The following is a 19,249-nucleotide window of genomic DNA, read 5'->3' as shown; positions in this document are numbered from 1 at the left end:
GTGTGGGAGCTGGACGGGCCGATGCCGATCGAGAACAGGTCGAAGACCGAGATGGCCACGGAAAGCTCCCTGAGTGGAAAGTGTCGTGATCTCTGCAAGGAGGCTGAATCACTCTGGCGGGGCAGAGGGCCTCGGCTTGCTGCTGGCTCTTTGGACAACTGGGTCAGTGCGAGAAATACAGGCCGGACCGGCTCTCCCGCTTCTCTTGAACTATCAGAGCAAGTCGATGCGCTGCGCTACTTTTTGAATGTCGCCTATTTCGGCGTTGCCGGGAGCGGCGGTAGAGGCTTCCGGCTTCGAACAGCAGGCCGTAAACCGGACTGGATCATCAGTACACGGGCACAGCCAGCATCCGGTAGTAGGGGATCTCCGGTACCTTGCTCTGACTGGGGAAGGGCCACGAGGGACTCAGGTCGTATGGGTAGAACGATCCGAGCCGCCCACAGCCCTCTTGTGCCCGTGCACCGCTCCGGCCGACCGGCCTGTCCGTATGGGGTGGACATGCCGGTTGGCCAGCAGTCACTAACCTACTGGCGCAGATCTTGAGCACCTATACGGAGCCCAGAGACTACGGATACGGCAAAAAAATGGCCATCGAGCTGCGCGGATCGTCGTGGCAGGATGTCTCGGACGGCGAACTGCCTGAGTTGTTGACTCTGATGGAGGCTGCGCTCCGCGGACATGCCGACAGTCGTTCCGATTTTGGTCCGGAATCGGCTGCCACGAGCAGCGCCGCAGGGTGCCGCTGACAGTAGCGGGGGATGCACGGCGGCATGGGTGCTTTCCACTGCTGTACCCAGATACTCGGCGATGCCGGGACCGGCTGTAGTGCCTGCGCTTGAGGACTTGGCTTGCTCCCGGATCGGCTGGGACGGCGGTCCTTTTTTCGGCAGCTTGTATGCCCAGATCAACGGCTTCTTGAAATGTCCCAGCCGTGCGGTCGGTGCCCCTGCCCGGCTGCTTTGCCGGCAGGGGCGCGGATGAGGCGATTTCTTCAAGACCGAGCCTGTTGGTGCAGCGGTGAAGGGCGATGGGGTGGGGGAGTGGCTGCAGCTGGCCGGCGGCGACCAGCTGTCCTCGGCGGCAGGATCCCCACGGGGACCCCGCCGCCGAGGGCAGACTGGTGATGGGGCTGGAGCGGTTCGTGCACCGCGACCGGATCAGCGCGTTCCTGCGGAGTTGCGGACGGCGGTGGCCAGAGCTTCGCCGATAGCCCTGGAGCCGGCGGCGTTGGGGTGCAGTGGAGCGGCTATGCGGGTGGGGAGCAGTCCCTCGATGTACTTGTCGACAGGGGCTGCGCAGGTGTCATGGCCGATTCCGAGAGAGTAGGTGTCCACGTAGGTCGCTCCATGCGTGCGAGCCGCCTTCTTCAGCGTGGTGCTGAGGTGGTCGACCGTCTCCTGGATGTAGGTCGCATCGACGTCCCAGAGGGGCTGGGTAGGGAAGCAGCCGCCGGGACGGATGTAGTTGCCGTAGCCGATGATGAAGATGTCGGCGTTGGGTGCCAGCCTGTTCACGCGGCTCAAGGCGGCGTTGAACGTCGAGGCCCAGGTATCGATGTCGGACTTGAGCGTGTCGACGCCGCTTTTGGTGTACTCGGCTGCGCAGCTCTTGCCGAAGGGCTTGGGCAGCAGGTTGACGCAGTTGAGGGTCGCGGCCACCAGGCCGGTGTCGTTGCCGCCGATGGTGATGCTGACGATGTCCGTGTCCTGGTTGAGGGCGTTGTACTGCGGGGCGGTGCTCGAATGCTGGGGAGCGCTGAAGTCCTCAGTGGTGGCGCCGGAGCAACTGACGTCGGTGAGCTTGGCACCGAGGGCCTTGGCCGCAATGTGCGGGTAGTCCGCCAGGGAACGCAGGCACAGCAGGTTCGAGGGGTCGATCGGTAGGACCAGGGGGGCGGCGGCGAAGGAGTCGCCCATTGCTACGTAGTGGAGAGGCTCGCTGTCTGCGGCCGAGGCCGTCGGTATGACGCTGGGTGTCGCCAGGGCGGATACGGTGATGAAAGCCGTCAGCGCGGCACGCGAACGAGAGATCACGGGACTCCTTCGAAGGGGCGGTGCACGCGGGCGCACCGGAGAACACGGCTCGCCCCCAGGGGTTCGGTGGGCGAGAATCTGCCATTTACCGGCTGGTAGGTTTGTGGTGGGATACATCATGTCGGCGCATCGGCTCCTTGCTTCCGGTCGGGACAACAGCGTTTCGCGAGGTGATTTGTGTCCACGTACAACTCCGGCGGCATCGTCATCGGCGGTGAAGAGGTCGAGCGCTATCTCCTGAAGTCCTCGCACCGTCTGCAGAAAACGGTTGTGGAGCAGCTGTGCGTGCAGCTTCCGGTGTACGGGAAACTGCCGACCGAGCAGCTCGAGGGCGATGTCGCGCGCATGGTGCGCCGAGGGATCGACGACTTCGCACGAGCACTGTCCACCGGCCGGATGCCCGGGCCCGAACAACTTGCCCTGCTGAGCAGTTCGGCTGCCCGGCGTGCCGAGGAGGGGCTGCCCGCAGAGGCTGTCGTGGCCGCCTACTTTCTGGGCGCCCGCTTGTGCGTGGACGAAGTCGCCTCGAAAGCCGGCCCTGAAGACCTGATGGCTCTCACTGCGCTGCACCGCCTGATCCTTGAGTATCTGCAGCTCGTCACTACTGCCGTCACGGCCGGCTATGTCCAGCGGATGCAGACGACCGCAGGCGAGCGGCACAGCGCCCAGCAGCTGATGTTCAATGCCCTGCTGGAAGGCCGCGCAGAATCAGTGGCTGCCGGCGAAGCCCGCTTTGTCCTGCCTCCTGGCTATCTGGTTCTCGCTCTGTCCCTTGCACCGCATCCGGACGAACAGGCTCCCGACGTCGACAACACTGTTGCCGCCCAGCGAAAACTGCGGCGCGTACGCACCGAACTCGACCTGCACACCCGCGGTGCTGCGCTCACCTCGATAACTGGTGACGGCGGGCTTGTCCTGCTGCCCTGCGAGAGCGCACCGGACGGCCTCACCCCGGCCTACTGGGACAACACCACACAGCTCCTGGCCCGTCTGGAACGGGCCGCCGGCGGCGCCATCCACGCCGCAGCAGTCCCCGCACTGCCCGGCGATGTTCCTGAGGCCTGTCCCCTTGCCACGGAACTGACACGCATCGCCACTACATCGGCCCGTCCACCCGGCCTCTACCGACTGCAAGACCTGGCTCTTGAATACCAGCTCTCCAGGCCGGGCCCCGCCCGCGATCACATGGCCCGGCTCCTCGAGCCCTTGGGCGGCCACAGCGACCTGCTGCTCACCCTCAGCGCATTCCTGCGGCACGGAGCCGATCGACGTCTCACCGCCCGCAGCCTCAACCTGCACCCCAACACCGTGCTCTACCGACTGCGCAAGATCACCGATCTGACCGGACTCGACGCCACACGGCCCGCTGACGTCCCCACCCTCCATGCCGCGCTCACCTGCCGCACCCTTGTACACCCCATGACATGAGCCTCAAAACAGCGCAGGCAGGAGGCCGGCACACGCAGACCGTGACGCCCGGCTTCTCGCATGCCGAACTCACCGGTCCGAGCCCCGTGGACCGGAGCGAAGCGGGGCCCAAGATGCACGTCATGTCGGACGCGAACGACCTGCCCCTCCTCGTCGGCCTCTCGCTCCCCGCAGCGCGGCCGCTGGCGAACCGATGGATCAGCCTGCCCGACCTAACCACACTCAAAGCCTTCGACGAGACCACGGGCCCGTGCCACTGCGCAGCACCGATGGCAACGGACCGGGACTTCTTCCCACCAGTGATGCCGCCGGTCACCGAAGCGAAAGTCGCCTGGCGCCTCCACCGCGCCTCAGCCCACCCCCACCTGGGGCCTGTCTGATAAACGATCTTGGGTGGGTTCGCGGAGCCAGAGGGTGAGTGCGGCAAGGTGGACTCCGCCCTCCGCGGGATCACCGCCCGGATGTCCCGCCCGCGCAGGACCTGGCGGATCGCCCGTGACGAGTACGCCTTGTCCGCGATAACCGCCTCGGGCCTGCGGCGGGGACGCCCGGCGCCGGTCGGGGGCACCCTCACCCCGGTCATGACCGTGTCGAAGACGGTGGAGTCGTTGACGTTGCCGGGCGTGACGACAACGGCCAGAGGCAGGCCCCGACCGTCGCAGGCGAGATGGACCTTGGTCGTCAGCCCACCGCGGGACCGGCCGAGCACCTGGCCAGCCGACGCGCGTGCCGGATCTTTCAGTTCGTCCCCCGCCGCCGCCCCCTTTTGCGGGTGCCGGCGGCATGCTAGTGAGCACGGTTGATCGTGGAGTCGACGGACACCCTCCACTCCCCGGCTCCGACGAAGTCGTCCCGGACCTGGACATGCTCCAGCAGACGAGCCCAGGTCCTGTCCGCCTCCCGACGGGCGAACCGCTCACAGAGCGTCTGCCACGGCCCGTAGCGTTCCGACAGGTCACGCCACGGGGCACCGGTCCGCGACCCCCACGACACCCCATTGATCGCCTTCCGGCGATCCCGCCACGACCGACCACGACCGTCAACACCCGGCAACAGGGGCCCTATCCGCTCCCACGCCGCATCCGTCAGCTCACCGCGACCCACCACAAGATCAACTATCAGACAGGCCCCAGGGGCCGCCCCGGTCTCCTACGCCATACTCCGCAGCGTGGCGGTGTGTTCGATCATCGACTGAAGCGTCGTCGCCGTGTGCAGGGAGGCGAGTTCCTCGGCGTCGGCGGGCCTCAGGTCGTAGACCGCCACGTCGGCGGGAACCAGTTTTTTGCTGATCAACGTGGCGACGTGGTGGGCACCCATACCTGCGTAGCGGACGCGATTGCGGAACGCGATCAAGAGGTTGTTCGCCAGGTGGGCGTCCCGCCAGGCCAAGAACAGGCGGGACAGGGTGGTTTTGTTGCGTGCGCTCGGCTGCTTGAGGTCCTGGCGCGCCGTGAGGCTCAGCCTGACGTCGTTGACCGCGCGGACCGACAGCGCGTTGACCACCGCTGCGCAGAACTCGCGCAGAGCGGGGATGCGGGCGTCGTCGTCGGCGAGGTGGTCGCCGAGGTAGGCGCCGACCGGGATGCCGGTGATGAGGTTCTCCAGCACGTCCCAATGCGCCAGCGCCACCCCCTTGACCTCGGCCTCGGCGTCCGTGACCGGCTTCGGGAGGTCCTTGATGACTACCGACTGGCGGCCGGCGACGATGTCCTTGGCATAGCCCCACGCCAGGGCGAGCGCGTAGCGGGCGGTGATGCCAATGTAGTTGCCGCCGGTCCGCAGCTCGGGGAGCGAGGCCGTGTCCTTGAGTAAATCGTCGAGTACGGGCAGCGGTGCGCCGATCTTCGGGAAGACGGACTCGGCTCCGAACTTGTGCACCTCGCCCGGTGGCACGCGAAGTCCGAGGCCTTCGAAGTGTCCCGCGATCTCCCGGCTGTAGGCGGCGCGCAGCTCGGAGTTGTCGGCGAGGTTCTCGGAGATCAGCGACTCGTCGATGAAGGAGGTGATGCCGAGCAGCCGCACGAGATACTCGAGCCGGAGGTGGTTGTGCTGCTCAGCGATGAGGTTCAAGCCGGTGGGCTGGAAGCGCACCCAGGTGCCGTCTTCAGGGATGGTCCCGATGTGGTCGGTGGTCCGCTGGAGGTGGTGTTTGAGCTCGTCCTCGCTGAGGTAGTCGCGCACCACCTCGTCCTTCGCCCACGAGCCGGCTCCCGGGATGGTGACCACGTCGTGGACGGTCATGCGCACTCCATTGATCCAGATCATCGCCTGGACAACCCCTTCCGGTGAGGAAACGGTCTCCACCGTAGACGCGGGCGGGTGTCGCGGGGAGCGGGTCACGACAGACTGCCCCTGCCGTCTCGCCCTCAGCCGTCAGGTCGGTCGTGTGTGGGACGGTCCCGAAATGCGCTTCGAACTAGGTCGTTCACCTGGGCACTCGCCGGACGCTGAGGCGGCCTTCATCTGATCATGTGCTCTGACCAAGGATGCACGTGACCATGACGAAAGCCGTGAAGGTGAGTCTGCTGCCTGATCATGTTCCGGGGGAAACGTTCGCGAAAACGTCACGCTTCCGGGAGGACTTACTGACCGTTTCAGAATGGGTTGAGCTGCGGGCTTATATTCGATGATCTCGGTCGGCAGGGTATCCGGGGTGCGTGCTGATCTTGTTCCGGATGACCTGTGGGGAGCGGGTGACCCCGCTTCTGCCGCCCGCGCCCGCGCGGCGCCATCGCTACCCGGGTCGTCTGTGTGTTCCCGACCGGGCCGCCCTGGCAGGCGTCATGTACGTGCTGCGGACCGGTGTCGCCTGGCGCCATGTCCCTGCCGAGACCGTGGGCTGCTCCGGGGTGACGGCCTGGCGCAGGTTGCGGGACTGGACCGAGGCCGGTGTCTGGCCGCGCCTGCACACCGCCCTGCTGACCGAGCTTCGTCGCGCCAGCCTGCTGGACCTGGACGACTGCTCCGTGGACGGATCACACGTCCGGGCGCTGAAAGGGGGGACCACGTCGGACCCTCGCCCGTCGATCGGGCCCGCTCTGGCTCGAAGCACCACCTGATCGTCGACCGCCACGGAACCCCACTCGCCGTCACGCTCACCGGTGGCAACCGGAACGACGTCACCCAGCTCCTGCCCCTGCTCGACGCCGTCCCGTCGATCCGGGGTCTGCGGGGGCGTCCCCCCCCGCAAGCCCCGACGCCTGGACGCCGACCGGGGCTACGACTTCGACAAGTACCGCCGTCTGCTGTGGAAGCGCGGCATCAAGCCGATGATCGCCCGACGCGGCGTCGCTCACGGCTCCGGACTGGGCAAGGTGCGCTGGGTCGTCGAGCGTGCCTTCGCCTGGCTGCACCAGTTCAAACGGCTCCGCACCCGCTACGAACGACGCGCCGATCTCCACCAGGGCCTGCTCGAACTTGCCTGCAGCCTCATATGCCTGCGCCGCCTGCGCACCTCATCCTGAAGCGATTAGCTAGCGACACTGAACCACCCCGGTCGCACCTCGGTCAGAAGCGGTTGAAGGGACCGCACGGCGGTCCGCAGGTCCTGATCCGTGACGTCAAGCGGCTCAGGCAGGCTCAGCCCGTACCAGCGCAGCCGCCAGAGGTCGAAGATCTCGCTCCCGTCGGGTGCGAAGTCGACATCGACCTCGATACCGTCGTCACTGACGAAGCGGCACCCGGCCCCATGAACCGAGTAGGAGTAGGTGCCGACCCGCCCACTCCGGTTGATGATCCGGTGCGAACGGACCAGGCCGAGGACATCTGCGAGTCGCTCAAGCGAAGGGATCGCCGCCCTCATGGCCGCGTCAACTGTGTTCAGAGCGTCGACGTAACCAAGCACGAGCCCTCGTGCATCCCCAACCCGTTCCATACGGCGTCATCCCCCCTGAGCCCGTGGTTGAAGGGGATTGTTCCATGGGCCGCCAGCGTCTCCGCAGGGCGGCATTCTGAAACGATCAGTAAGGCGGGGTGACCATCGCCTCGCGCGGCACCGCCGGTCTGGCGTGCGCCTGGGCCGCCCGGCGGTGCGGCTCACCGTGTTCCTTCCGGCGACCGCCCCGTCGGTGCAGGTGGCCAAGTTGCGCCGCTACGGCGCCGAGGTGTGCTTGGCCGGCGTGCAGTACGTGGAGGCCTGGCCGCCTGCGAAGAGTTTGCCGCCGCGACCGGCGCGCTCGCCTCGCACGCCTACGACCACCCCTTGATCGCCACCGGGGTCGACACCCTGCTGGAAGAGATCCACCAGCGGATCCCCGGCCTGGACACCGTGGTGGTCGCGGTCGACGGCGGCGGCCTGTTCGCCGGGGTGGCCGCCGCCGCCCAGCACCACAACATCCGCACCGTGGCGGTGGAGCCGGAGAACTGCCGCGCGCTGAACGCCGCGCTCGCCGCCGACCGCCTGGTCGACGTCACCGTCGACTCCGTCGCCGCCCACTCCCCGGGCGCCCGCCGCGCCTCCGCCATGGCCCTGCACGCCGCCCGCCAGGATGGCGTGGACTCGGTGCTGGTGCCCGACAGCGAGATCATCCGTGCCCGGCAGGCACTGTGGGAGCACCGAAAGGTGGCCGTCGAGCACGGCGTCGCGACCGCTCTGTCCGCCCTGGCCTACCCCGACCAGCACACGCCCGGCCGCGACCTGCCGCCCGGGCCCGCCGCCACGAGCCGCCTCTACTGGCCCGTCGGCGGCGAGAAGGTCGCCGTGGTCATGTGCGGGCCGACACCGACCCCTGCGGCCTGGTACCCGCCGGCCCTGAGCACGGGTCGATGGCTTCCGTCGGCCGTGGTGGCCCGTGGGCGGCCGGGGTCCGGCCCTGTGGTGGATGGGGTCCCGGCCACCGTGGCGCTGCCGGGTCAGAGGCCCTTGCCGAGAATGGCGATGAAGGGAGCGATGCGGGGGGCGGAGGCGCCCCGGTTGTGGCCGTTCGCGATATCCCGGAAGTCGCGGTATTCCCGCCCGTCGATGTACACGGCGCGGCCGGCGTGTCCTTCCATGGTCTGGTGGGCCAGCACGGACAGGGGGTCCCAGGCGTTCTGGAGGCCGGTGCCGAAAGTGCCGAGGTGTCTCGGGCGAGCGGGGTCTCTCACGTCTTCGCCGTTCATGAGTACGTTGGCGATGCGTTCCTCGATCCAGGCGAAGCGGGCGGCCTCGGAGGTGGCGCCGATGAAGAAGGCGAGCGCCCGATGCACTGCTACGGAGTCCACGTTGTCCTGATTGGCGCCTTCCAGGACGTGCAGGTGGTGCAGGAAGTTGAACGTCGTGTATTGCTGGCCCCCTCGCCACTCGGCCGAAGCGTTCAGCTCGCCGTAGTTCCCGTTGGAATTCATCACTGTGACCAAGGGAGCCCTCTGGTTGAAGCGGTTCCCGATACTCGCCGACAGATGCGCGAAGCGGGCGTCGTCGAAACGGTAGTGGCGACCGTGGGCGGTGAAGCCCATCAGGTAGAGGTTGTCGACGTTGAAGTACAGCGCAACATTGGCTCGGTTGTCGGTGTTCCAGAGCAAGATCCGGATGACGCGTCGGGAGGATTCGTGTGCAAATCTTGTCGTGTCAAAGAAATCAGGGTCGTTTTGGGCGCCGGCCATCGGCTGGCTGACGAGGTCGCGCAGCGCGCGCACCAGGCTGAAATACTGCCGCCCAAACATGCCGTTGTGCCCGTTCTCGTAGCCTGCCAGGCGCCAGTCGAAGTCGGTCCACAGGTTACTGGTGTTCGCGTAGGCCTGCGGTGCGGCCAGGCCCTGCAGCGTCCCCAGGGCGGGGAGTGCCAGCGCCGCAGCGCCGAACCGCGTGAAGGACCGCCGGGACAGCTCTCGTTCGCTCATGAACGCTTCTCTCAGAGTGGTGGAACAGGGACGGCAGCGCGAAGCGGCACATCGGAACCGGCGCTTCCTGCTGGTGACAGGAATCTGCGGTGCGCCGGTCACGCTGCCTCACGCCCGGCGGGCGAACAGGACATGACACATCGCTGAAGGTCTGTCAGCGACGCGCATGCCCGGGGACGGTTCTGCCTGCCGTGTCCTTGAGTCAACTAGGCCCCGTCGAGCCGCACCAGGCATTTCCACCGGCAAGAGTAAAAGCCTGGACACTTCTGTTCGGCTTCCTCTTCCACGGGCAGGACCGGCTGCGGCTCTGGCTCGCCACCGACAACCTGCCCGGGGGGACCGCGGCCGACGTAGGACCCTCCGGCGCCGTCACCGCCTGCCGTGCACCGCCGCGGCTACCGCCGCAGGATGACCGCGAGCGAACGTCTGGCCGATGCCTTGGGGAGGTCCTCGACCAGGAGGCCAGGGTCCTGACCGCCCTGGTAGCCGACCGGCCGGCTCCGCCGGTCGTGCTGCTGGCCCGGGCCCGCCGCGCGTTCGCCATCGCCGGGCTCGTCAGCCTCGCCCTGGCCGAACATGCGCTTTCAGCGCGGGACGCCTACGCCCTGGGGATCGCTTCGCCGACGCGGCCTGGGCCGTACTCGACTGCGTTGTCGGCCCGGAATCGGTCGCCGCCTACCGAGCCGACTTCGGCCGTGGCGAGGCCGGACGCCTCCGGCGGTGTTCGGCACTTCACCGGCGAACACGTGGTACGCGAAGTGACGGAGCGGGGCGGCCGGGTGGGGCCGGTCCCGCGTTCGTACGCCCTTGAGCCATCCCGAGGGGACCTGGGCGCAACAGGGTCCTTCCACCGGCAAAAGTAGGGTGCTGCATACTTTTGCGGGTGGGGTTGCGCATCCGGTGGGCCCTGGCGTTGCGGGGGCTTGGAGCATGGATAGGGAAACACCGGCTGACGGCGACTTCGGCGTGCTGCTGCACGGCCTGCGCCACAGCGCCGGGCTCACGCAGGAGGAGCTGGCGCAGACGGCGGGGATCAGCGTGCGGGCCCTGTCGTACATGGAGCGCGGACGCTCGCGGGGCCCACAGCGCCGGACCGTGTCCGCCCTGGCCACGGCCCTGCGCCTGAGTCCGCAGGACACCAGGGAACTGGAGCGCCTGGCGAGCCTGGGGCGGCCCCGCCGAGCCTCCGCGACGCGAGCACTGCCGCCTGCCGCGGTGCCGGACACCGCGGCGTCCGCGGGCGTGCCCGATCTGCTGCCGCGCGCGCCGCGCGGCTTTCACGGGCGAGCGGCGGAGCTGGCCGCTGTGTCCCGGGCCGCCGAAGGTGAGACGCCCCTCTGTCTGGTCGTCGGTCCCGCCGGGGTCGGCAAGACGGCGCTCGTGCTGCACTGGGCGCACCAGAGCCGTGCCGCATTCCCCGACGGGCTGCTCTACGCCGACCTGCGCGGCTTCGGCGACCAGGGCGAGCCGGCTCTCGTGGAGGTGCTGCGCGAGTTCCTGCTGGCGTTGGGTGTCCCGCATGACCGGATACCGGAGTCGGTGAACGGCGCGGCCGCGTTGTTCCGGTCGCTCGCCGCCGACCGCCGACTCCTCGTAGTGCTCGACAACACGCGGGACTCCGAGCAGGCCAGACCGCTCCTGCCCGGCGGGCGCCGCTGCGTCACCGTCGTCACCAGCAGACACCGGCTGGCGGGGCTGATCGTCACCGACACCGCCCGGCCCGTCGCCGTGGACGTACTCGGGCCGACGGACGCCACCATGCTCCTCGCGGGCGTCTTGGGCTCGGAACGGGTGGACGCGGAGCCGGAAGCCGCGCGACGGCTTGCCGAACTGTGCGGCGGGCTGCCCCTGGCACTGCGGGTGGCAGCCGCCCGGCTGGCGCAGCAGCCCGGCTGGTCGCTGGAGGCGATGGCCGCCGAGCTGTCCGACGAGACGCGCCGGCTGAGCCTGCTGGACGTGGAGGACACCGGCGTGCGAGCGGCGCTGCGGGTGACGCTGCAACAGCTCCCCGGGCACGTCTCCCGCCTGTTCGCCCAGCTCGGCTGCCACCCTGGCACGCACGTCGACCGGTATGCGGCGGCGGCCCTGGCGGACACGGCCCCGGCAGCCGCCGAGTCCTGTTTGGAGCGGCTGGCCGTCGCACACCTCCTCACGGAGACGTCGCCCGGCCGCTGGACGATGCACGACCTGGTGCGGCTCTATGCACGGAGCCTGGACGGCGGGCCCGATGCCCTCAAGCGTGTGCTCGACCACTACATCGCCACCGGTATCTCGGCGGTGGCTGCGGCCGAGCCCGGCAACGAGGAGTGCTTCCCGCTGCCCAAGGACTTCCTGTCGCCCGCCGCCGTGCGGGAGTTCAGCGACCGGTCCGCCGCCGTGGCCTGGTACGCGGCCGAAAGGGACGACCTGATCCTGGCGGCGGCCGCGGCGCACGCCGCCGCACTGCACGAGCGGACCTGGCGGATCGCCCTGACGCTGTGGCCGCTGATCGTGTGGCGCGTACGTGACGGCTGGTCCCCGCTCCTTGAGACCGCGCTCGAAGCGGCCCGCGCCGACACCGACCAGCACGGCGAGTCACGGGTGCTCAACGTGCTCGGCTGGATCCTCATCGAGGAAGGGCGCGTCCCGGAGGCGCTCACCCACCTGCGGGCCGCCTGCGCACTCGCCTCCCGCGCAGGCGACGCGGTGGCCGAGGCGAACGCCCTGATCGTGGTGGCCATGGCACAAGCGGCGCTCGGCAGCCTGGACGAAGCCGCACACGGATGCGAGCGGGCACTGGAGCTGGCGCGCCGGGCCGGTGACCGGACCATCGAGAAACTGGCCCTGCAGCACCTCGCCCGCCACCGGGCCGACGCCGGTGACTGGCGCCAGGCCCTCGACACCGCGACCCAGGCCCTGGCTCTCCACCAACCGGGCACGACCGACATCCCTCGGACACTGCTGCTCATGGTGAAAGGAGAGGCGCTGTTGGGGCTCGGCAACCAGACCGAGGGCCTCAGGCAACTCGACCTGGCAGCCCGGGAAGCGGAGTCCTCCGGCTACGACGACGGCGCGGTACGGGCGCTCGCCGCTCTGCTGCGCGTCTCAGCCGACGCGGAACTCCAGGCACGATACGACGCGGCACTCGCGCGGCTGTCCACCCGGACGTGAACCGTTCACCCGCCCGCTGCCGGCCGCCCTCGGCCGCGCCACAGGCGGGCCATCACCCAGGCGGTCCGATGCCGGTGCCCGGACCCAGACCAAGGCCTGGCGCGCGAGGCCAACTCCGCTCAACTCGGGCCTCACGCGATCACCGCCCCGGCCGTCCATCTGACGTTCACAACCAGGCTGACCGACCACCAAACGCGGAGCGGGCCCCCGGCTCATGCCGAGGCCCCGCTCCGCGAGTCAGTGATGCAGGTTGGGACTGCCCGCTGCCGGTCGGGGAGCCCGTCGGCACCGGGGCGAATGCCGGGCGGTCGGCCGGTGTGGCGGTGGTCGTTGGTGATGGCCTCCATGCGCCCCCCTTGTTCATGATCTATCTGGGAAATGCTGACTCTCACTTCAGCGCCTGAGCGTCTTCTCGTTCTGGTGTCCGGAGGGATGCGGACCTGATGGGTATGTCCTCGACACGTGGTGAGGTGGCGACGGACCCCTCGTGAGAGTGCCCAGTACAGCGAAACGAGAATCAGCAAGAACGCGGGCCGCCCTGCTGAGGGGCCCGCCCTCGCGGTAGATGAGAACAGGGTGCCGCCTTGTCAGCGCCGGGTGACACCATCCGGTCATGAGTAGCGAATCGTTCAACTGGCACGAGTTTCTGGGACGGTGGCAGGCGGAGTGGGTTCCGCGCCCAGACGCAGACGAGGACGGTGAGCAGGTCCTCGTCCACCCGGGCCTGCCCGGGGCGGACGAGGCGGTGATCGCCGTGGTCGAGGAGCGGCTGGGGCGGCGGCTGCCGCCCTCGTACCGGGGGTTCCTGGCCGCGAGCGACGGGTGGCATGTCGACCAGGCGGCCGGGATCTACCGGCTCGGGGGTGCCTCGGATATCGACTGGTTCCGGGATCCGTACGACATGACCGCGCTGTACGAGCCGGATCCGGGCGACGACCTTCGCGAGGAGGACGTGCTGCTGGCCGGCATGTGGCAGCGGGCGCTGCGCCTCGAGACGGACTCCGACATGTCGCACGCCCTTCTCGATCCGGGCGACAGCGACGAGGACGGCGAGTGGGCACTCTACGTCTACAAAGGCTGGAGCGGTGAAGTGCCCGACCGCTACCCCTCGTTCCGCGCATACATGGAGGCCATGTACCGCGGCTTCCACGCCGACCGGGCGGCGCAACCCGACTTCGTGAACGCGACCACCCTCGCCCAGGACGTCCACGTGGACGAGGCGCGTCTGCTGGCCCTGCGCGGACGCTACGAGGAGGCCTTGCCCCTGCTGCAGGAGGCGTTCTCCTTCGGGAGGCCGCGCAGCGCCGTCCTGCTGAACCAGCTCAGGCACCTGCTCGCTCCGAGCGGCTCCCAGGGCTACGGCAACCTGGTGGCGGACCCGCTGTACCAGCCGGAGATCCTGCCCCTGGAGGCCATGGAGCAGGCGAACGGCCGGGGGTGGTCGGGCGGGGACGAGCAGTGGCTGCGGATGATGGTCGCCCGGGGAGCCGCCCCGGAGACCGCCGAGGCCGTGCTGGGCGCCGTGCGGGACGGCACACACCAGTACGCGCCTCCCGGTCCGTGGGGCCGGGCCGTCGCCGAGGCCCGGGAGGCGGCCCGCTGGGGCGCGGCCGACGCCGCGTGGCACGTGCTGCGGGACGCGCTGCCGCTGTGGCAGGCGCCGGGGCCGCTGATGGTCGTCCCGCTCGGCCTGCTCGCCGATCCGGTCCTGGGGCCGCTGATCACTCCGGAGCGCGGGCGGGAGATCCTCGCGACACCGCGGGCCGGTGAGACGGGCCCCGCTCCCGAGCCGGTGCCCGATCTCGATCCGCCGGGCCTTGCCTGGCTGGCGGGGCCGTTCAGGTACGGGCAGCCGCTCGACGGCTACCGCTGCGTCTGGGTCGAGGGGGCGGATCCCGTCGGCCTGCCTGCCCTGATCGGTGAGGAGGGCGCCGAACTGAGCCCGCCTGTCGATCTGTCGAGGTCTTTCCGGCGGGCGCCCCAGCCCCACGAGCGGGAGGGCGTGGAACTCTGGGAGGACCGGGCTGTCGTCGCCGTCGGCCGCACGGCTGAAGGGTGGGCCTTCGCCTTCGACGGGCCCTCCCACCGCCACCTGCAGGGCCTGTTCCTGTCCCCGGCCGCAGCCGCTTCCTCGTTTGGCCGCGCGGTGGTGGTGTGGTCCGACCCGAGGCGCTCGTCCCCGGACGATCCGTCGGCCTTCCACGTATCGGTGGCCGAACACGGCCAGGAGCTCTACGCCTTCACCGTGCGGGGCACGGAGATCCAGCGCTCCGGCGCGATACCCGAGATCCTGGACCCCGCACGGCTGTTCCGGCCGGAGGACACCGAGCGGAACAACGAACGGCGGGTGCTGGAGGCCCTGCACACCGAACTGGGGCTCTCGCTCCCCCGCTTCGCGCTGACCCAAGGCAGGCTCCACACCTTCACCACCCGGTCCTGGACCCGGGCGCCACGCGCAGGTGAGGGCTTCGCCTACATCAGCTTTGCGCGGCACCGGTCCTGACCGCGGGCGGGCCCGCCCCCCGTGGCGGGCCCGCTGGCGACGACCGACCGCGGTCTCAACTCAGGTTGATCGCGCGGGCGCTGGTCGCGCCGGTCTCCCGGGCGACCTCCGTAGCCATCCGCCCTGCCCGGCGGCCCGGGCCGCCGACGCGGCAAATCGAGGGGGAGCCAGCGCGAAGCGCCGCCGAAGGCGCCCTTGAGGGCTCGGCGCGGCCCGCACCCTGCATGATCAGCCAGCCTAGGCCGACAACGCGCGACGCTCACTGAGCCTCTTTCACCCTCCAGCACAGGATGAAAGAAAGTCACTGATAGCAGCAACCCGCCCCGGTTATCACGAGTTTCGGTGTTCTCAAGAGGCCACCACACGCGCTCGGACAGCAAGACGGCGGCAAGCGCGCGGCTCCGCCACTTGCCGGTCGCTTCCATCCGGCTCCGGTGCCCGAGCCCGCACCGACTTGACGTTCTTCAGACCCCGGCCACGGCCGACCGCGCCGGCCCGCTGGCCGGCCTGGGTCGTCGGGGCCGGCGAAGGCCAATGCAGTTGCCTTAGACGTCGTTTCTTATGGCTGTCAGAGCGGCATGAGAGCCTCCGGTCATGAGCTACGACCTTGCTGTCTGGGAAGGCGAGAGGCCGGTGGATGACAAGACCGCCGGCCGGGTCTTCAGCGACCTCTACGACCGCTACATCGACAGCGAGGTGGAAGAGCCTCCGTCCGAACGCATCGCGGCCTACGTGGCCGCGCTGCTTGAACGGTGGTGTGACCTCCCCGAGGACGAGGAGGACACCTCGCCTTGGTCGACTGGTCCGTTGATCGACGAGGCCAGTGGTCCGCTGATCTACTTCACCATGCGGTGGAGCATGGCCGAGGAGGCGTCGGCCTACGCGGCAGCCGTCGCGGAGACCATGGGGCTGGTCTGCTTCGACGTGCAGCAGGACCGGCTCAGGCCATGAGCAGGGTGTTCAGGCGACGGTAGCCGATCAGGGTCGCTGCTATGCCGACGAAGGCGAGGAAGTGTTCGGCCTTGCGTTCGTAACGACGGTGGAGCCTTCGGCAGCCGGCCAGCCAGGACACGGTTCGCTCGACCACCCAACGATGCCGGCCCAGCCGCTGCGAGGACTCGACGCCCTTGCGGGCGATGCGGTGGCGGATACCGCGCTCGCGGAGCCATCGGCGCAGGTGGTCGTAGTCGTACCCTTTGTCGGCGTGCAGTTTCGCCGGCTTCCGGCACCGGGGCCCGCGGCGGGAGCGGATGGGCGGGACGCCCCGGACGAGCGGCTCCAGGTCCTGGCTGTCGTGCATGTTCGCGCCCGAGATGCCCAGGGACAGCGGCAGTCCGTTGCGGTCGCAGATCAGGTGGATCTTCGATCCGAGTTTGCCGCGGTCGGTCGGATTCGATCCCGTCAAAGGCTCCCTTTTGCCGCCCGCAGACTGACCGAGTCGATCGCACACCGCGACCAGTCCAACTCACCTCGTGCTCCGAGTTCGTCGAGGATTACCCGGTAGAGCCGGGCCCAGACCCGGTCCCGGCTCCACTGGGCGAACCGCCGGTAGACCGTCTGCCAGGCCGGCCCGAACACCGGCGGCAGTTGCCGCCACGTGCAGCCCGAGGTCGCCACGAAGATGATCGCGGCCAGGGTTTCGCGGTCACCCGCCCGACGTCGGCCACCGCCCTGCGGACGTAGCACCTCAGTCGGTGGCACCACCCGCCGGAACAATGCCCACAACTCGTCCGGTACCAGTCGTTCCACAAGATCCGCCATGCACGGATCAATGAACGATCACACCATAAGAAACGATGTCTGAGCCCTCGAGCTAACTCCTCTTCGGCCACGAGGGCGCTGATACGGGGGATCCCCGAATTGATGACACATCGTGAACGAATGACCGGACCATCGAACGGTTGACGTGGTCGGTTCAGGCTTTCTCGGTACATCCGCGGCTCGGACACCGGCGGTACGGCGTGTCACCTGCCACGGTCCCGCCCATGACCTCTTCCCCTCACGCGACGCCGGTGCAGACCTGCTCGACCACGACCAGAACCTCCTGCAGTTCCGCCCCGTCCCCAAGAACTCCTTCCACCGAGCCATTGCCGGTCTGGCCCGGCTTCTGCCGTATCGGCTGCGGGCGGACCGGTGAAGAGGGGCGCGGCGTGGTGTGGGTGCGTGGGAACCGGTATTGGCCGCGGCCGCAGACGATAGGGGGCGGTGTTGGGCCGCACGGCCGGGCCGGCACGGCTGGGACCTGGTACTGACCGAAGGAGAGGATTCGGGGCGGAGCGGGCCACGCACCGCTGGTACCAGGAGCGGGACTGCCAGCATGGCGGCTCCGCTGCCACTCCTACTTGCAGGCGGGCCGCAGATATATGGGGGGTGCCCTCGCAGGCCTCAGCCTCCCGTCATCCGCAGATCCCGCGTGAGCGCCCGCGGCTGATGGTCGTCTCCTATGAGGCATTCCCTCCCTGCCCGGGAGCGGGCGCGGATATCGCCCGCCGCTGGCTGCGGGGGCGCCGGTATGGCTGGTCCTGGGCGCACGGATCCGGGCCGGGGCCGATGGCTGTCCGAGCAGGCTCTGCCCGCGCCGCCTGGCCCGCCGGCCGCGTTCCCCGGCGCCGCAGTTCGGGCCGGCACACCGGACGGCTTCGCTGGCCATACCCACCCGGCTGATGTGCCGACGAACCCCTACCGATTTCTGTCGAGTTTTGAAGAAGATGGAGATGACGACTGTGGAGCCCACTGCAGAGCAGGCCGCCGCGGTCGAGGTATTCGCCGCCGGGGAGCATCTGGTGATCCAGGCCGGTGCTGGCACCGGGAAAACCACCACTTTGGCCCTGCTGGCACATGCCACGAAGCGACGGGGCCGGTACCTGGCATTCAACCGGGCCATCGCGCAGGCCGCCGCACAAGCCTTCCCCCGCACGGTGGTCTGCAAGACCGCGCACGCGCTGGCATTCGCCGCGATCGGCCACCGCTACACCGCCCGGCTCAACGCCCCCAGAACCCCAAGCTGGCGCACCGGGATGGAGCTGGGCATCAACCGCAGCATCACTCTTGGCGGGCGGGACCTCTCACCCCGCGCACTGTCGGCAGTGGTGCTGCGCACCGTGGAGTGGTTCTGCCACTCCGCCTCCCCAGTCTTGGAGACGCGTCATGTGCCGCAGCTACGAGGTCTGGACACCAGCGAACTTCATGCCGAGCTCGCCGACCTGGTGCTGCCCTACGCCAGCAAGGCCTGGGCCGACCTGCAACGCCCCGATCACGGCGTGGTCCGCTTCGACCACGACCGTTACCTGAAGATGTGGGCCCTGTCCCGCCCCCGAATCAAGGTGGACTTCCTGCTCCTGGACGAAGCCCAGGACACCAACCCCGTCTTGGAAGAGGTCTTCCTCGACCAGCGCGGACATGCACAGCTGGTCATGGTCGGCGATTCCGCCCAGGTCATCTACGGCTGGCGAGGCGCGAAAGATGTGATGACCGGCTTCGATGGCATCCCCCTGACCCTCTCCCGCTCCTTCCGCTTCGGCCCGGCCATCGCCAAGGAAGCCAACCGCTGGCTCACCATCGCCCAGGCACCCCTCCGGCTAATCGGTACCGACACCATCCCCAGCGAGGTCGGCGAAGTAACCGAGCCCCAAGCCGTGCTGTGCCGGAGCAACGTCGGCGCCATGGTAGAGATCATGAAACACCTCGACGACGGCTGCACGGTGGCGCTGGCCAGCGGGGGCCAGGCCCTGCGCACCCTGGCCCACGCCGCCCGTGACCTGCAGGCTGGCCGCCGCACCTCCCACCCGGAACTGGTGTTGTTCACCACCTGGAGCGACCTGATCGACTACGCCGAACACGACCCGGCCGACCGTGACCTGCAGCCACTGGTGGACCTGGTCAGCGAACACGGCGCCGACACCATCCTCCACGCTGCCGACTGCCTGACCGACGAACGGTACGCAGAGGTGATCATCTCCACCGCGCACATGGCCAAGGGACGCCAATGGGCCACCGTACGGATCGCGAATGACTTCACTCCACCCCCCGACCAGGACGAGACCGACGACCACGGCCGCCCCCTGCCCGGGGCAATCGACGACGCCGAGGCCCGCCTGGCCTACGTCGCCGTCACCCGCGCACAGCACGGCTTGGACCTGGGCGGCCTGTCCTGGATCCACCACCATCCCGCCGGGCGGTCAGTCACTTGGACAACCGAAGAGACGAGCCGCTGTTGAACTGTGCTCCTCATGGCGCAGGGCGGCCCCCAGTCGCACACGTGGAGACCGGCAGCTTGAAAGTGCCATTGCCTTGGAGCGTCAGGTTGGCGCGG

At 68.9% G+C, this 19,249-nt stretch carries 11 protein-coding genes and 4 pseudogenes; 9 read left to right on the top strand and 6 right to left on the bottom strand.

Features of this window, described 5'->3' with window-relative positions:
* Nucleotides 1-587 precede the first annotated feature (587 nt).
* A complete protein-coding gene (locus IE106_RS29545; RefSeq protein WP_189538305.1) occupies nt 588-749 on the top strand; it encodes a hypothetical protein in 162 nt (53 codons plus the stop codon).
* Between the two features lie 411 nt (nt 750-1,160).
* Here IE106_RS29545 and IE106_RS29540 read toward each other — a convergent pair whose 3' ends face one another.
* Nucleotides 1,161-2,036, bottom strand: coding sequence for an SGNH/GDSL hydrolase family protein (locus IE106_RS29540; RefSeq protein ID WP_229840915.1), 876 nt, complete (start codon nt 2,034-2,036; stop codon nt 1,161-1,163).
* Nucleotides 2,037-2,213: 177 nt separating this feature from the next.
* Here IE106_RS29540 and IE106_RS29535 point away from each other — a divergent pair, with 177 nt between their 5' ends.
* Nucleotides 2,214-3,464 carry a PucR family transcriptional regulator gene (locus tag IE106_RS29535; protein ID WP_189538304.1) on the top strand — a complete coding sequence of 417 codons (1,251 nt, stop codon included), beginning with the start codon at nt 2,214-2,216 and terminating at the stop codon, nt 3,462-3,464.
* 65 nt (nt 3,465-3,529) lie between these two features.
* Nucleotides 3,530-3,628: pseudogene (locus IE106_RS29530) on the top strand (IS5/IS1182 family transposase); the annotation flags it as partial.
* A gap of 227 nt (nt 3,629-3,855) precedes the next feature.
* Here the strand turns inward: IE106_RS29530 and IE106_RS29525 are convergent.
* Both IE106_RS29525 and IE106_RS29520 read right to left on the bottom strand, forming a co-directional pair.
* Nucleotides 3,856-4,571: pseudogene (locus IE106_RS29525) on the bottom strand (IS5 family transposase); the annotation flags it as partial.
* A 42-nt stretch (nt 4,572-4,613) separates the two neighbouring features.
* Nucleotides 4,614-5,705 (bottom strand): hypothetical protein, encoded by a 1,092-nt coding sequence (locus IE106_RS29520; RefSeq protein ID WP_189538303.1) that lies wholly within the window; start codon nt 5,703-5,705, stop codon nt 4,614-4,616.
* 385 nt (nt 5,706-6,090) lie between these two features.
* On the opposite strand from IE106_RS29520, the pseudogene IE106_RS29515 reads away from it, so the two are divergent.
* Nucleotides 6,091-6,928: pseudogene (locus IE106_RS29515) on the top strand (IS5 family transposase).
* A gap of 5 nt (nt 6,929-6,933) precedes the next feature.
* On the opposite strand, the gene IE106_RS29510 reads toward IE106_RS29515, so the two are convergent.
* The gene (locus tag IE106_RS29510) at nt 6,934-7,308 is read right to left on the bottom strand and encodes a DUF6896 domain-containing protein (protein ID WP_229840913.1); all 375 of its coding nucleotides are present in this window, start codon (nt 7,306-7,308) and stop codon (nt 6,934-6,936) included.
* Between the two features lie 125 nt (nt 7,309-7,433).
* On the opposite strand from IE106_RS29510, the pseudogene IE106_RS29505 reads away from it, so the two are divergent.
* Nucleotides 7,434-8,196 (top strand): annotated as a pseudogene (locus IE106_RS29505) (pyridoxal-phosphate dependent enzyme); the annotation flags it as partial.
* A gap of 119 nt (nt 8,197-8,315) precedes the next feature.
* On the opposite strand, the gene IE106_RS29500 reads toward IE106_RS29505, so the two are convergent.
* A complete protein-coding gene (locus IE106_RS29500; protein ID WP_189538301.1) occupies nt 8,316-9,284 on the bottom strand; it encodes a ribosome-inactivating family protein in 969 nt (322 codons plus the stop codon).
* A 930-nt stretch (nt 9,285-10,214) separates the two neighbouring features.
* Here IE106_RS29500 and IE106_RS29495 point away from each other — a divergent pair.
* From IE106_RS29495 to IE106_RS29485, 3 genes are all read left to right on the top strand, one after another.
* Nucleotides 10,215-12,434, top strand: coding sequence for a helix-turn-helix domain-containing protein (locus IE106_RS29495; RefSeq protein ID WP_229840912.1), 2,220 nt, complete (start codon nt 10,215-10,217; stop codon nt 12,432-12,434).
* A gap of 613 nt (nt 12,435-13,047) precedes the next feature.
* Nucleotides 13,048-14,937 carry an SMI1/KNR4 family protein gene (locus IE106_RS29490; RefSeq protein WP_189538300.1) on the top strand — a complete coding sequence of 630 codons (1,890 nt, stop codon included), beginning with the start codon at nt 13,048-13,050 and terminating at the stop codon, nt 14,935-14,937.
* Nucleotides 14,938-15,531: 594 nt separating this feature from the next.
* Entirely contained in the window at nt 15,532-15,888 is a 357-nt protein-coding gene (locus IE106_RS29485; RefSeq protein WP_189538299.1) for a hypothetical protein, read from the top strand.
* Here IE106_RS29485 and IE106_RS29480 read toward each other — a convergent pair.
* A protein-coding gene (locus tag IE106_RS29480) for an IS5 family transposase (RefSeq protein ID WP_373296005.1) occupies nt 15,878-16,698 on the bottom strand; the annotation gives its coding sequence in 2 pieces (ribosomal slippage) (nt 15,878-16,342 and nt 16,345-16,698; 819 coding nt in all). The two genes, IE106_RS29485 and IE106_RS29480, sit on opposite strands and share 11 nt — an antisense overlap.
* A gap of 947 nt (nt 16,699-17,645) precedes the next feature.
* Here IE106_RS29480 and IE106_RS29475 point away from each other — a divergent pair.
* A complete protein-coding gene (locus tag IE106_RS29475) occupies nt 17,646-19,154 on the top strand; it encodes a UvrD-helicase domain-containing protein (protein ID WP_229840918.1) in 1,509 nt (502 codons plus the stop codon).
* Nucleotides 19,155-19,249: the final 95 nt, after the last annotated feature.

This window comes from Streptomyces roseolilacinus, assembly GCF_014649335.1.
Lineage (GTDB): Bacteria > Actinomycetota > Actinomycetes > Streptomycetales > Streptomycetaceae > Streptomyces > Streptomyces roseolilacinus.
Note: the sequence above shows the minus strand (reverse complement) of the source record. Positions and strands in the feature narration are given on the sequence as shown.